The 14,685-nt window shown below is 39.8% G+C and carries 14 protein-coding genes; 13 read left to right on the top strand and 1 reads right to left on the bottom strand.

Features of this window, described 5'->3' with window-relative positions:
* Window positions 1-60 precede the first annotated feature (60 nt).
* The 10 genes from ACYT6F_RS15000 (at window position 61) to ACYT6F_RS14955 (ending at window position 9,670) form a co-directional block, all read left to right on the top strand.
* Window positions 61-885 (top strand): KGG domain-containing protein, encoded by an 825-nt coding sequence (locus ACYT6F_RS15000; protein WP_472598441.1) that lies wholly within the window; start codon window positions 61-63, stop codon window positions 883-885.
* 77 nt (window positions 886-962) lie between these two features.
* Entirely contained in the window at window positions 963-1,598 is a 636-nt protein-coding gene (locus ACYT6F_RS14995) for a YciE/YciF ferroxidase family protein (protein ID WP_472598440.1), read from the top strand.
* Between the two features lie 217 nt (window positions 1,599-1,815).
* The gene (locus ACYT6F_RS14990; protein ID WP_472598439.1) at window positions 1,816-3,957 is read left to right on the top strand and encodes a catalase; all 2,142 of its coding nucleotides are present in this window, start codon (window positions 1,816-1,818) and stop codon (window positions 3,955-3,957) included.
* Between the two features lie 39 nt (window positions 3,958-3,996).
* A complete protein-coding gene (locus ACYT6F_RS14985; RefSeq protein ID WP_472598438.1) occupies window positions 3,997-5,175 on the top strand; it encodes a zinc-dependent alcohol dehydrogenase in 1,179 nt (392 codons plus the stop codon).
* Between the two features lie 34 nt (window positions 5,176-5,209).
* On the top strand, window positions 5,210-5,710 hold the full coding sequence (locus tag ACYT6F_RS14980; protein ID WP_169230500.1) for a CinA family protein: 501 nt from the start codon (window positions 5,210-5,212) through the stop codon (window positions 5,708-5,710).
* A 1-nt stretch (window position 5,711) separates the two neighbouring features.
* Window positions 5,712-6,512 (top strand): SDR family NAD(P)-dependent oxidoreductase, encoded by an 801-nt coding sequence (locus ACYT6F_RS14975; protein ID WP_472598437.1) that lies wholly within the window; start codon window positions 5,712-5,714, stop codon window positions 6,510-6,512.
* 6 nt (window positions 6,513-6,518) lie between these two features.
* Complete coding sequence (locus tag ACYT6F_RS14970; protein WP_472598436.1) at window positions 6,519-7,271, top strand: SDR family oxidoreductase; 753 nt, start codon at window positions 6,519-6,521, stop codon at window positions 7,269-7,271.
* A gap of 21 nt (window positions 7,272-7,292) precedes the next feature.
* Entirely contained in the window at window positions 7,293-7,457 is a 165-nt protein-coding gene (locus ACYT6F_RS14965) for a hypothetical protein (protein ID WP_472598435.1), read from the top strand.
* A 21-nt stretch (window positions 7,458-7,478) separates the two neighbouring features.
* Window positions 7,479-9,002, top strand: coding sequence for an FAD-dependent oxidoreductase (locus ACYT6F_RS14960; protein ID WP_472598434.1), 1,524 nt, complete (start codon window positions 7,479-7,481; stop codon window positions 9,000-9,002).
* An 11-nt stretch (window positions 9,003-9,013) separates the two neighbouring features.
* Window positions 9,014-9,670: a DUF6766 family protein gene (locus ACYT6F_RS14955; RefSeq protein ID WP_472598433.1), complete on the top strand. Its 657-nt coding sequence runs from the start codon at window positions 9,014-9,016 to the stop codon at window positions 9,668-9,670.
* Between the two features lie 73 nt (window positions 9,671-9,743).
* Here the strand turns inward: ACYT6F_RS14955 and ACYT6F_RS14950 are convergent, their stop codons facing one another.
* On the bottom strand, window positions 9,744-10,253 hold the full coding sequence (locus ACYT6F_RS14950; RefSeq protein ID WP_472598432.1) for a pyridoxamine 5'-phosphate oxidase family protein: 510 nt from the start codon (window positions 10,251-10,253) through the stop codon (window positions 9,744-9,746).
* A 584-nt stretch (window positions 10,254-10,837) separates the two neighbouring features.
* On the opposite strand from ACYT6F_RS14950, the gene kdsA reads away from it, so the two are divergent.
* The 3 genes from kdsA (at window position 10,838) to ACYT6F_RS14935 (ending at window position 14,592) form a co-directional block, all read left to right on the top strand.
* On the top strand, window positions 10,838-11,647 hold the full coding sequence (gene kdsA, locus ACYT6F_RS14945; RefSeq protein WP_472598431.1) for a 3-deoxy-8-phosphooctulonate synthase: 810 nt from the start codon (window positions 10,838-10,840) through the stop codon (window positions 11,645-11,647).
* A 117-nt stretch (window positions 11,648-11,764) separates the two neighbouring features.
* A complete protein-coding gene (locus ACYT6F_RS14940) occupies window positions 11,765-13,984 on the top strand; it encodes a TonB-dependent receptor plug domain-containing protein (RefSeq protein ID WP_472598430.1) in 2,220 nt (739 codons plus the stop codon).
* A gap of 134 nt (window positions 13,985-14,118) precedes the next feature.
* A complete protein-coding gene (locus ACYT6F_RS14935) occupies window positions 14,119-14,592 on the top strand; it encodes a DUF3347 domain-containing protein (protein WP_472598429.1) in 474 nt (157 codons plus the stop codon).
* Window positions 14,593-14,685 lie beyond the last annotated feature (93 nt).

Below are 14,685 nucleotides of genomic sequence, written 5' to 3'. Positions count from 1 at the left end.
CTAATACTAGTCACGGCCGGCAATACCATCACTATAATATTAATATAAAAAAATTCAGTTATGAACACTAGAAATTCAAGAAATCGTAGAGGAAACTCCGGTTCATCAAGCAATCTCGAAGAAATTTATCAGTTAGGTTATGACCATGGTTATAACGATGCGTCACAGGACGAAGAATATGATGATGATTTCTCAGAGTATGAAGATTACTTTGACGAAGATGATGATGAAGACGAAGATTACGACGATGAAGACTATGATGATGAAGATTACGATGATGAAGATTATGACGATGAAGACTACGATGACGATGACGACGATAATAGAGGAGGAGGCAGAGGAAGATCAGGAAACGGAAACCAGCAGAGAGACAGCCAGGGAAGATTTACTTCCGGAGGCGGTAGAGGCGGTTCTCGTGGAGGATCAGGACGTGGTTCTGGTTCTGGATCAGGATCATCGGGAAGAGGAAGAAATTCAGGAGGTTCCGGAGGATCAAGATCAGGAGGAAGAGGCAGATCTTCAGGTTCATCAAACTCAAACAGTGATAACTATGATCATAGACATGATAATCCGGGCAGGCCAAGAGGAAGCAGAAACGGAGGTGGAAGATCTTCAGGATCAGGATCCGGCTCAAATTCCGGTTCAGGCAGATCAGGATCAGGATCAGGTAGCGGCAGAGGCGGCTCAAGATCAGGAAATAATGGAGGTTCAGGTAGAGGTTCCAATTCAGGTTCTGGTAACGGATCATCAAGAAGAGGTTTTGCTTCAATGAGTAAGGCAGAACGTACGAGAATTGCTCGTATGGGCGGACAGGCCTCTCACGGTGGCGGAAGATCTTCAGGTTCGGGCAGATCCGGATTTGGAGGCAGACGTAATAATTCATAATTCTTTTTCCATGATTACCTCTTTATTAATATTTTAAAGGGGTAATCTTTTTAAAAATCAAACACCAATTTCACATTATGGCAACAAAATCACTAGATAATAAAAATAACAGTACTTCAGGTACAGATACTTCATCAGCATCTACCACAGGAGCTGAAGGATCATCCAAAAAATTAGCTTCGGTAGACAATGCTACCGTAGATAAAAACGAAATGAACAGCTCGCCTTTACACAAATTCTTTGTCTCTGCATTGAAAGATGTGTACTACGCAGAGAACGCAATTATTGAAGCGTTAGGTAAAATGAAGGAAGCGGCTACTACCGATGAACTGAAAGAAGCATTTGAAGACCATCAGCTGATGACCCAAAAGCATGTAAGCAGACTTGAAAAAGTTTTCAAACTAATTAATGAAACTCCTGAGAAGAAAGAATGCAAAGCCATTAAAGGAATCATTGAAGAAGGAGAAGAAATCATAAAGTCAACAGAAGAAGGTTCTATGACCCGTGATGCTGCTTTAATCATTGCTGCACAAAAAGTAGAACACTACGAAATTGCTACCTATGGAGGTCTCGCCCAGCTTGCTATTACCATGGGACACGATAAAGCAGCCGATCTTCTCGAAAAAACATTACAGGAAGAAGAAGATACAGATTACGAACTTACAGAAATTGCTGAAACTTACATCAATTTTGATGCGGAACAGGAAGACTAATTACAAAATATAAAGCCATATAGAGCTCCTATGTGGCTTTTTTAAAATTTAAAAATATTGAATGATTAAATTTTATTATCTCCGAACAGCAATATGTTCATAAAATAACAACAATATTTACCGGAAACCGCAAAAAGGCCTTAAAGTTGTTATAAAAGAGTAGCGGATTACCCTTTGCTCACAAACTTAGAGCACCAATCACAAAATATAAAGAATTATGAAAGACAACACATCAGACAATGAAAAGCTAAACCAGCTGGAATCTCACATGAATTCCAACGAAAACGAAAAACTGACGAGCAATCAGGGACTGAAAATCAACAACAATCAGGATTCCCTTAAAGCAGGCGACAGAGGCCCTACCTTGCTTGAAGATTTCTTTTTCAGAGAAAAAATCACACATTTCGACCACGAAAGAATTCCGGAAAGGGTAGTTCACGCACGCGGATCCGGCGCACATGGCGTATTTAAACTAAACAAAAGTCTTGCAGAATATACAAGAGCCAACTTCTTGTCTGAAGTCGGTAAAGAAACGCCTGTTTTTGTAAGGTTTTCAACGGTTGCAGGCAACAGGGGAAGTACGGATCTTGCAAGAGATGTCAGAGGTTTTTCTGTAAAATTCTATACAGACGAAGGAAATTATGATCTTGTGGCTAATAATATTCCTGTTTTCTTTATTCAGGACGCTATTAAATTTCCGGATCTTGTACACGCCGTAAAACCTGAACCTCACAACGAAATACCACAGGCACAATCTGCACACGATACCTTCTGGGACTTTATTTCTTTAATGCCTGAAAGTACACACATGATTATGTGGCTTATGAGCGACAGGGCAATCCCGCGAAGCTACAGAATGATGGAAGGATTTGGGGTACATTCCTTTAAATTAATTAATGATGAAGGAAAAGCACATTTCGTAAAATTCCATTTTAAACCTAAATTAGGAGTACACTCGGTTGCCTGGGACGAAGCACAGAGAATTTCCGGAGTAGATCCTGATTTCCATAAAAGAGACCTTTGGGAATCTATTGAAAACGGACTTTTCCCGGAATGGGATTTCGGGGTACAGCTGATTCCTGAAGAAGATGAATTTAAATATGATTTTGATCTTCTCGATCCTACCAAAATAGTTCCTGAAGAAGAAGTACCTGTACAGCTTATCGGAACATTAACATTAAATAAAAACCCGGAAAACTTTTTTGCAGAAACAGAACAGGTGGCATTCCATCCCGGCCATATTGTTCCGGGAATTGATTTTACCAATGACCCTCTTCTGCAGGGAAGATTATTTTCCTATACAGATACCCAGCTTATAAGATTAGGTGGTCCCAACTTCCACGAGATCCCTATCAACAGATCGGTGAAAAAAGTCCACAATAACCAGAGAGATGGCTATATGAGGCAGCAGATCGATCAGGGCAAGGTGAGCTATGAGCCGAATTCTATCGGAGGAGGATGCCCATTCCAGGCTATGATGAAAGATGGAGGATACGTATCTCACGGCTCAAGGGTTTCCGGAGAGAAAGTAAGACAAAGAAGCCAAAGTTTTGTAGATCATTATTCGCAAGCCAAATTATTCTATAACAGCCAGTCTGCACCGGAAAAAATGCACCTCGAGAATGCATTGATATTTGAACTTTCCAAAGTAACAATTCCCGCAATCAGAGAAAGAATGGTAAGTCAGCTTGCCTTTGTAGATAAAAATCTTGCAGCAAAAGTTGCAGCAAAAGTAGGTGTGGAAGTAAAAGAACTTAATTTCCCTAACCAAAGTATTCCGGCAGATGTAGATCCTTCTACATTACAAAGCGAAGAAAGAGAGCCTGCCACTAAAATTTCAGAAGCATTAAGCATGCAGAACACCATCAAAAATACCATTATGGGCAGAAAGATCGGCTTCATCATGGGGAATGGAGCAGATGCAGCCGCAATCAACGATTTAAAAACAAAACTGGAATCTGGAAATGCAGTGGTAGAAATCATCGGTACAAGCATGGCTCCCGTAAAAGTAAATGACGGATCATCGCTTATTCCTAAACATTCTATAACAAGCAATTCAAGCGTTTCCTTTGATGCTCTTTACATTGCGGCAGGAGAAAATTCTACCAAAGAATTATTGACGCCCGAAAATAAACAGCCTGCTCTGAATTATATCAACGAAGCATACAAGCACTGTAAGGCGATTTATTTCGGCGAAGGAACAGAACCTCTTTATATGAACAGTAATGTAAGCATGAAAGATCATATCGATCCTGCTATTGTCATCGCCGAAGATGAAAATCCAGCTGATAAATTCATTACGGCCATCGCCAATCACAGAGTATGGGATCTTGAAATAGAAAGAAATGCCCAAAAATAACCATTCATAAAGTCACCTTCACACACCAAAATATTAAATATGAAAGCAGCAGTTATTCACGGACCGGGTCTTATCAAATGTGATACGGTAGACGATCCGATAATTAAAGATTCGAGAGATGTCATTCTAAAAGTTACTTCAACAGCGATCTGCGGAAGTGACCTTCATATGTATTCAGGAGGAATTCCCCAGGCAAGACCAATGGTTATGGGACACGAATTCATGGGAATCGTAGAAGAAGTAGGACAGCACATCACCAATCTTAAAGTAGGAGACAGGGTGGTTGTTCCATTTCCTGTTTCCTGCGGAAGCTGCTATTTCTGTCAGCACGATCTTCCTACAGCCTGCGAGCACAGCAACCCTGAGCATTACGGACCTGAAGGCGGAATTGTTACTGACAAAGGCGGTGCACTATTCGGCTATTCAGATTTATATGGAGGATATGATGGAGGGCAGGCACAATATGTAAGAGTTCCTTATGCTCATTTTGGACCTAGAAAAGTTCCCGATAATCTTACCGATGAACAGGTTCTTTTCCTTACCGACATTTTTCCTACCGGATATACCGGAGTAATGTGGGGCGAGCTAAAAGGAGGCGAAACGGTAGCAATCTTTGGTGCAGGACCTGTAGGTTCTATGTCGGCAAAATCAGCTATTCTGCATAATGCAAAAAAAGTAATTGTAATTGATACCCAACAATACAGGCTGGATCAGATCAAAAATCTTACGGGCTGCGATACCATATTATGGGAAGACGGCCAGAGTGTTATAGACCAGATTCGTGACATGACAGATGGAAGAGGTGCTGATCTCTGCATTGAAGCTGTGGGCTTTGAACCGGACAGAAATCTACTGGACCGTGCAAAAGCGGTCATCAATTTCGAAAAAGGTTCTATTAAGGTCCTGGAAGCCTGTATGAGTGCAGTAAGAAGGGGAGGAATTGTTTCCATCCTGGGCGTCTATCCGGTAAATTATGATAATTTCAAACTTGGACAGATTTTTGATAAAGGTATTACTATAAAAGCTGGCCAGTGCAACGTTCATACCATCATTGATGAATTGATGGACCATGTACAGAGCGGCAGAGTAAAACTGGATGACATTATTACTCACCATCTTTCCCTCGAAGATGTTTCTAAAGGATATGAAATCTTTGATAAAAAGCAGGACGGATGCGTAAAAGTTGTCCTTGATCCATGGAAGCCCTCTGGTTTCTAAATAAATACACACTAACACACTAAATATTAGAATTATGGAATTTCAAAAAAATCTTCTGGAGTACATCAGCCAGTCTTTAATGACTACTGATGAGACTATTTCAGTAGCAGAAAGCGTTACTTCAGGCTGTTTACAGCTGGCTTTCTCTCAGATGCCGAATGCCTCAATGTTTTATAAAGGCGGACTTACAGCCTATACATTGCAGGAAAAAGTAAAATTATTGAATGTTGATGCGCACGAAGCGGAAGAATGCGATTGCGTTTCAGAAAATATAGCAGAAACAATGGCCCTTAATGTTGCAAAACTTTACGAATCCGACTGGTCAATTGCAACCACAGGCTACTGTACACCCATACGCAATTCTTCATACAAAATTTTTGCATTCTTTTCATTCTCTTACAAAGGGGAGATTGTTTTAACCAAAAAGCTTGAACTCCATCCTAAAACACAGGCCTTAAATGCCCAGCTGTATTATACAGAATTTATTTTGGGGTGCTTTAAAAGCGAGATCAATCAGTTACTAATCCTAAAGTAAGATGATGAATAAAAAAAATGAATATGCGCTGGTTACGGGAGCAACCAGCGGGATCGGCTATGAGCTTGCAAAACAGTTTGCAAAAAACGGTTACGATCTTGTAATGGTTGCCCGCAATCATGACGACCTGAAAAAAAAAGCAGATGAATTCAAAAGCTATGGAGTCAATGTGATTACCATTGCTAAAAATCTGTTTATTGAAGAAGATGCGTACTCATTATATTCCGAATTGAAACTAAACGGAATCAGTCCGTCAATTTTGGTGAATGATGCAGGGCAGGGCATTTATGGTAAATTCCAGGATACCGATATCCATAGGGAAGTAGATGTTGTGAATCTCAATATAGTTTCCGTACTTATTCTTACCAAAATGTTTTTGAAAGACCGCTTACCAAAGGGATCCGGAAAAATCCTCAATCTTGCGTCCATTGCAAGCAAAGCCCCTGGTCCATGGCATTCCGTGTATCACGGAACGAAAGCATTTATTCTCTCCTGGTCGGAAGCTATCAGGGAAGAGCTTAAAGATACCGGGATAACCGTTACAGCACTTTTACCAGGACCTACCGATACGGATTTCTTCAACAAAGCAGATATGAATGAGAGTAAAATTCTGGAAGACAGAGACAATCTTGCATCACCGGAAGAAGTGGCCATTGATGGTTTTAATGCTTTAATGAACGGTGACGACAAAGTAGTTTCAGGATTAAAAAATAAACTGACCGTAGCCATGTCTAATATTGCTACAGACAGTATGGCTGCCCATCGAATGGCAGAAATGCAAAAACCGGTAAATGAAAAGTAGAGTATTATGGGGAACTTAAAATTAGAAAATAAGAAAGTCCTGATTACAGGAGCAGACAGTGGAATTGGTAAGGCAGTAGCTTTACTTTTTGCAAAAGAAGGAGCAGACATTGCCATTATTTATTATTCCGATGACAAAGATGCGGAAGAGGTAAAAGCAGAGATAGAAAGCTTGGGAAGAAAAGCTTCTATCCATCAGGGAGATGTTAATGACACCAAGTTTTGTGAAGAAACAACCCAAAAAGTAGTTTCAGATTTCGGAAGCATTGATATCCTGGTTAATAATGCAGGAACACAGGTTCCGGCGGATGATATTACTGAACTGGAAGAAGAAAATATCAGAACAACGTTCAATTCCAATATTATAGGAATGATTCTTCTTACCAAAATTGTTTTTCCTCATCTGAAACAAGGCAGTTCCATTATTAATACAACATCAGCAGTAGCTTATCAGGGACATGAGCAATTGTTGGATTACTCTGCTACAAAAGGAGCAATTGTCTCTTTTACGCGTTCACTCGCCTTGCAGTCCAAACCAAAAGGCATCCGGGTCAACGCCGTAGCGCCGGGACCTGTAGCAACACCACTTACCAAAGAAACTTTTGGAGAGGAAGAAGACGATCCGAACAAGCCGCCTTTCGAAAGAAATGCAACGCCGGAAGAAGTAGCCACCAGCTTCCTTTTTCTTGCAAGCGATGATGCCGCCCAGATAACAGGACAGGTACTTCACCCTAACGGAGGCATTGTAGTTAACGGCTAATAAAAAAAACAAAAACAACTCATGAAAACTACAGTTTTATTGCTGGGAATCATTGGTCTCTTCGCCATGTCATCATGCAGGTGTGATTTTGACGAAGACGAACCTAAAAACAAATATGACGGAGACAAATCCGACACTCATAAAAATACAGGCAGTGCAGAAAATGATACGCTGCGGATACAATAAGTTTAACTAAAATTCTAAGACATGCACAGAGACGGGGCAAGAAAAAGTATATGGCAGGAAGAAATCAGAAAATTTTCCTCGGAAGCCGACCTTCATCAACTCTATGATGTTGCTGTAGTGGGTGGAGGAATTACCGGTATTTCAACCGCCTTAAAACTGCAGCAGGCCGGGAAGAGATGTATTCTCCTGGAAGCTGCCAATATCGGTTTCGGAACAACCGGCGGAACAACCGCACACCTTAATGATTTTTTTGATACCACCTTTAACCAGGCTATCAGTGATTTCGGACAGGATAATGCGCAACTGTTTGCAGATACAGGTCAGGAAGCCATACAAATTATAGAAAACAACATACAGCAATACGGAATCGACTGCGATTTAGAAAGGAAAACCGCTTATCTTTTTGCACTGGATGAAAAACAGCAGAAAGAGCTTAAAGATATCGTAGAAGGAGCGGAAAAAGTAGGGCATAAAATGACCTATGTAGATGAAATTCCTTTCCCGATACCATTTAAAGAAGCTGTGACTGTTCCTGATCAGGCGCAGTTTCATCCGGTAAAATATATCAAAGGACTTTGCGAGGCGTTCATCAGCTTAGGCGGAGTTATTCAGGAAGAATGTCGTTGTGAAAGCCACGATGAGCAGGAAAATCTTGTAGCTTTGGAAACATCTAAAGGAGAAATTAAAGCTAAAAATGTAGTGTATGCAACTCATATTCCTCCGGGGCTCAGTGTTCTTCACATTACCAATGCACCTTACAGAAGCTACGCGATTGCCTTCAGCCTGAAAAGCGGAAACTACCCGAAAGATCTCGGATATGACCTTCTTGATCCTTACCATTATTACAGAACCCAGGAAATTGACGGTCAGACCCTTCTTATCGCAGGAGGTGAAGACCATAAAACGGGGCATGAAGAAGATACGGGAGAATGTTTTTCACGGCTGGAAAATTATGTCAGAAAATACTTCGATGTGGAGACGGCTTATTACAGTTGGTCCAGCCAGTATTACGAACCGGTGGACGGATTTCCGTATATCGGAAAACTTCCCGGAAGCAGCGGGAAAATTTTCACCGCAACCGGATTCAGAGGAAACGGAATGATATTCGGAACGATTTCCTCGCAGGTTTTATCGGATCTTATTATTACGGGAAGCAGTAAATATGAAAATATTTTCAGTCCGTCAAGAATAAAACCGATTGCAGGCTTCACTGATTTTGTAAAAGAAAATGCTGTGGTAGCCTATGATTTTATCAAAGACAAGCTTTTTGCTGAAAAGATCAATTCATTTGCAGAAGTAAAAGAAGGTGAAGCAAAAGTTGTGAAATATGAGGGCGAATCATACGCTTTATACAAAGAGACCAACGGCAAAATACATCTGGTAAAAAGCACCTGTCCTCATGCGAAATGTGAGGTTCGGTGGAACAGTGCAGAACTTAGCTGGGACTGCCCGTGTCACGGCTCCAGATTTAACGTTAACGGAAAACTTCTGACGGGACCTACCGTAAGAGATCTTCCGCGTGTAGATACCGATTCTGAAATTTAATCATTGAGAATATGTCTAAAAAAGGCTTTTTATATCAGAACAGCTTAAGCATCGTTTTGATTATATTTATGATTTTATGTCTTGCCGCACAGTTCTTCACAGGCTGGAAGACTGATAATAAAGAACTTGTGGAAAACGGCAGTGCTGCATTAAGTCTCGGACAGTATGTTCAAAGCGGCCATTTTATCCAGGCAACATTTGAAAACTGGGAAAGTGAATTTCTGCAGATGATGCTGTATGTTTTGCTTACAGTATCCTTACGACAGAAAGGTTCCAGCGAATCAAAATCACTGGAAGGAGAGGAAGATGTAGACAAAGAGCCTGTTCCTCACGCTGATGCGCCGTGGCCCGTTAAAAAGGGTGGCCTTTGGCTGAAGATCTATAAACATTCTTTGTCATTAGCTTTTGCTCTCTTGTTTATCATCAGTTTTTCACTTCATTTTTACGGAAGCCTGAAAGATTATAATGAAGAGCAGATCTCAAAAGAAAAGCCTACGACTACAGCGATGGAATATATCACCGAATCCCGTTTCTGGTTTGAATCTTTTCAGAACTGGCAAAGCGAGTTTCTCGCAGTAGCCTCGCTGGTGATTCTCTCCATATGGCTTCGGGAAAAAGGTTCCCCGGAATCCAAACCGGTGGATATGCCTCATAATGAAACACCTTAGTTTCCTCAATTCGAATAAAAAAAGGACTGCATCACAAGATACAGTCCTTTTATTTTGTATAACCGAATTAAAGCTAAACTTGGGCTTTTCCCTCAACACCGTCGGAGTTGTCAGTAGTATTTCCTGTAACGGCTGCCGTAACAAAATTAACAAGGCTTACCAGTTTACCTACTTTGGTATCCCAATAGTATGATTCTGTAGGTTCTACACGGATGATGGAAACATTCGGATCATCTTTACCGTCCTCGAACCATGCTTTTGCCATCGGTGACCATTTATCTTCAATCGTTGAACGGTCTTTATAAATAGTAGCATCCCCGAACACCGAAAGATATTGATAATCTCCATTGTTCATAAAGAACAGCTGAACTCTTTTATCATCTTTAATTTCAAAATTCTTGTTGCTTGTATCACTGCTGATGAACCATAGATTTCCTTCATCGTCTGTTTCCTGCAAGGTCATTGGTCTTGAATTGATAGGAAGCGTCTGCAATTCTGTGCAGAACATACAGATTTTTGAACTTTCTGATAAATCTTTGATTTTCTTAATAGCGTCCTGGTGTGTAAGATTTTCTGTTGACATAATTTTATATTTTAGTGATTTGATAAAAATTACAGTTTAGTATTCAAAAATCCGACCATAGTGACGTCTCGATTCAAAAATTGTAAACAATAAATCATTTGTAAATAATTCTTTTTTGTGTATAATATTAACCCGTCGTGCATGTTGAAAAATTCTGATAGTAGCTTCATCACTTCGTGTTTTTTCGCAGCAAAGTGGAGAAAAATGCATCGAGAATGGAATCCATCTTCAAATTATAAACTACTTGATACGATTTTTTTCAAAAATCTACTCCGAAATGACGAAGATGAATCAAAATGCACAACGAGTAATATTAGCTTTAAAGCATTAATTTATTCACGAATAATTTCACACTATAGAAAAGGAAACAAGATTGTAATAAAAACCTGCGCAGGTTTTATCCAAAAGGTGCTTAGGTTTTATCTAAAAGATGCTTAGGTTTTGATCAAAAGCTGCGCAGGTTTTTAATCGAAAGAGATTCGGGCATTTTTTTATAAGCAGGAAGGAGTTCAGTATTTGCTCTAAATTATTTCTGATTCTGAAACTTTCTCAGTATTTTTACTGAACTTTTAATTTTAAAGAAAATGATTCAATACTTAGATAATATCCATCACAAAGATTCCAAAAACTTTTTTCTCATCGCAGGTCCCTGCATCATTGAAGGCGAAGACATGGCATTGAAGATTGCCGAAAAAGTAGTAGAGCTTACCAATAAATATAATATTCCTTATATTTTTAAAGGAAGCTTTAAAAAAGCCAACCGAAGCAGGGTAGATTCTTTTACCACAATCGGCGAGGAAAAATCACTTGAAATTCTAAAAAAAGTAGGGGAGACTTTCAACATTCCTACGACGACGGATATTCATGAAAACGAACATGCAGCACTTGCCGCACAATATGTAGACGTACTGCAGATTCCTGCATTCCTGGTTCGCCAGACGGATCTCCTGGTTGCTGCCGCGGAAACCGGGAAATGTGTGACTCTAAAAAAAGGACAGTTTCTTTCTCCGGAATCCATGAAATTTGCAGTTCAGAAAATTACAGATTCCCATAATCCGAAGGTGGCCATTATCGAGAGAGGAAATTCTTTCGGGTATACCGATCTTATTGTAGATTACAGAGGAATCCCAACCATGAGAAGCTATGCTCCCGTGATCCTTGATGTAACGCATTCTTTACAGCAGCCAAACCAAAGTTCGGGAGTTACGGGAGGCCGTCCCGATCTTATTGAAACAGTAGCCAAAGCCGGAATTGCCGTAGGAGCAGACGGGATTTTCATCGAAACGCATCCAACGCCGGAGACTGCATTGTCAGATGGAGCCAATATGCTGAGACTTGATCTTCTTGAGGATCTATTACAAAAATTAACAAGGGTAAGAGAAGCAATACTTTAAGTAGCATTTTTACCTTACTCAAATAACATTTAAAGCTATCTTAATAAATGTTAACAAAGTTTAAATAAGTTAAAATAAAATTTATATATTCACGTTTGAAATTTTAAAACATTTCTTTTGAAAAAACTAGTTTTACCATTGAGCCTTATGGTTCCTGCATTAGTATTCTCCCAGGTAAGAAAAAAGAAGGATACGATGAAAACCGCCAACATTGAAGAAGTGGTGTTTCAGAAAAAAGTGACAGGAAGAACCAATGATCTTACCACTGTGAAAATTTCGGCTAAAGACGCCCAGAATGTTGCGAGCATTTCCGGAGGTATTGAGGGAATTATCAAAACATTGCCCTCCGTAAACTCCAATACGGAGCTTTCTTCACAGTATATGGTTCGTGGCGGAAACTACGATGAAAACCTTATCTACATTAATGATATCGAAATCTACAGACCTTTCCTGATCAGAAATTCACAGCAGGAAGGGCTGAGTATTATTAATCCGGATATGGTTTCTACAGTGAATTTCTCTGCTGGAGGTTTTGAGCCGAGATACGGCGACAAAATGTCTTCAGCATTAAATATTTACTATCGTGAGCCTGAAAAATTCGAAGTTTCGGGAGAAGCAAGCTTAATCGGCGGAAGGCTTACCACAGGTTTTGCCGCAGGAAAAGATAAAGAAGGAAACCGAAAACTTACGGCTTTATTTTCAGGAAGATACAGAAATACAAACCTCGTACTCAATACATTAAATGAAGATACCGACTTCAACCCGAAGTATATGGATTTTCAGACCTATCTGAATTATCATTTCAGCCCGAAATTAACACTATCCTTCATAGGTTTTTACTCCAATAACGATTACGAAATGATCCCTAAAGCGAGGGAAGTAGATTTCGGTAGTCTTCAGCAGCCTCTTAAACTGAATGTGGCTTACGGAGGACGTGAAGATGATAAATACAAAAACATGATGGGTACCGCGTCACTGAACTTTAAACCTTCAGACAAATGGCGGTTTACTCTTGATGCTTTTGCCTACCAGAACAGGGAAAGAGAATATTACAGCATTGCCTCAGCATACGTTTTGCAGACTTATGATCCGGTAACCGGAGATCCCGTAACCTCATATGATTCGGGAGGACAGATTGAGCATGCAAGAAACGATTTGTTTGTGAAAACCTACGGAGCGCAGTTCAGAACGCGTTTTTCGCCCAATGTGAATACAGATGTCGAAGTAGGATTTAAATATGAAAAAGAAAACCTTAAAGATCTTACCAACGAATGGAGACTGGTAGATTCTGCGGGGTACAGCCTTCCTCATGAGGCATTTATTGATCCCAGAAATGCCGCAGACCTGAACCTGATGTATAATATTGCCGGTAAAAACCATATACAGCCGACAAGGATGTCTGCTTACGCTCAATATTCCCAGAAGTTTTTCTGGGGCAGCAACAAAGTATTTGTAAATGCCGGAGCAAGAGTTGCCCACTGGAGCTTTAATAACGAAACCATATTTTCACCGAGAGCACAGTTTGCCATTAAGCCGGATTGGGATACGGATATGTTGTTCAGGCTTTCGGGAGGAGTTTATTATCAGGCACCTTTCTATAAAGAAATCAAAGACCTTGAAGGGAACTTTAATTCTTCTATACAATCTCAAAGGTCCATACAGGCTATTCTGGCCAACGATTTTGAATTTTATATGTATGACAGGCCATTTAAGCTGACCACAGAGCTGTATTATAAAAAGATGAATGACCTGAGTCCGTATTATATGGATAACGTAAGAATACGGTATACAGGAAAAAATAACGCTTCAGGATATTCATACGGAATCGACACAAGGCTTTTCGGGGAATTTGTTCCTGGAGTTGATTCATGGCTTTCTGCGAGTTATGCAAGGGTATATGAAAATATCGACGGGAAAGGTGATATTCCGAGGCCGACAGACCAACGATTCAGGTTTGCAATGTTTTATCAGGATTATATGCCGAGATTTCCGGCAATGCGTGTCAACCTGACCTTAGTGTATGCTTTGGGATTGCCGACAGGAGCTCCTGTGTTTACAGACCCTTACCAATATCAGAAAACCTTGCCTTCTTATAAAAGAGTAGACCTTGGACTTTCATACGCATTTATCGATCCTAAAGAAAAGAAAAATACCTACGGATTCTGGGAAAATTTTGAGGAGCTGACACTGGGTGTTCAGGTATTCAATGCTTTCAACATCAGAAATACCGTCTCGAACCAGTGGATTACTGATGCCAATACCAACTTTATGTATCCGGTTCCGGTACGGCTTACGGGAAGATTTTTCAATGTAAAGCTTGAATTTAGAATCAAATAAAAAAAGATAAACAAAAAGAACTTCTGAGTTTCAGAGGTTCTTTTCTTAATTCTATAACAACCTTACAAAATTTTATAACAACGATACCACATATATTTTTATATTTGCTGATGAAATTAGTTATCAATTAAGGAATGAAAAAATATATCATTACAGCTGTATTATCTGTGTTTACAGTACTTTCAGTGTCAGCGCAGGCTAAGAAAAGCACCCAGGTTTCACTGCTTTACCAGGACTACATTGCGATTAAATCTGCATTAGCTTCAGATGATGCCGAAAAAGCTTCAAAAGCAGCGTCTCAGTTTATTAAATCATCTTCAGATATTAAGAGCAATATTATTTCTGAAAAAGAATTAACGACACTCAAAGAAGACGCAAAAACGATCGCAGCTTCTAAAAATATCTCAGCACAGAGAAAGTCTTTCCACAGGTTATCTGATCATATGATAGCAGTGGCAAAAGAATTTAAAGTATCTCAAAATCCGGTGTACGTTCAGTATTGTCCGATGGCTGAAGCAAGCTGGCTGAGTGATGAATCTAAGATCATCAATCCGTATTATGGAAAATCGATGTTGTCCTGCGGGAATGTGAAGTCGACGATTAAGTAAATAAATTAATTAATCTGTTTGCCAAACAGTAAATTATTTTAAATCACAAAAAGCTTCAACAGCTTACAAAAGAAACTCAAAAAGAGTTTCTTT

The organism is Chryseobacterium sp. NG-CE01, assembly GCF_055695505.1.
Note: the sequence above shows the minus strand (reverse complement) of the source record. Positions and strands in the feature narration are given on the sequence as shown.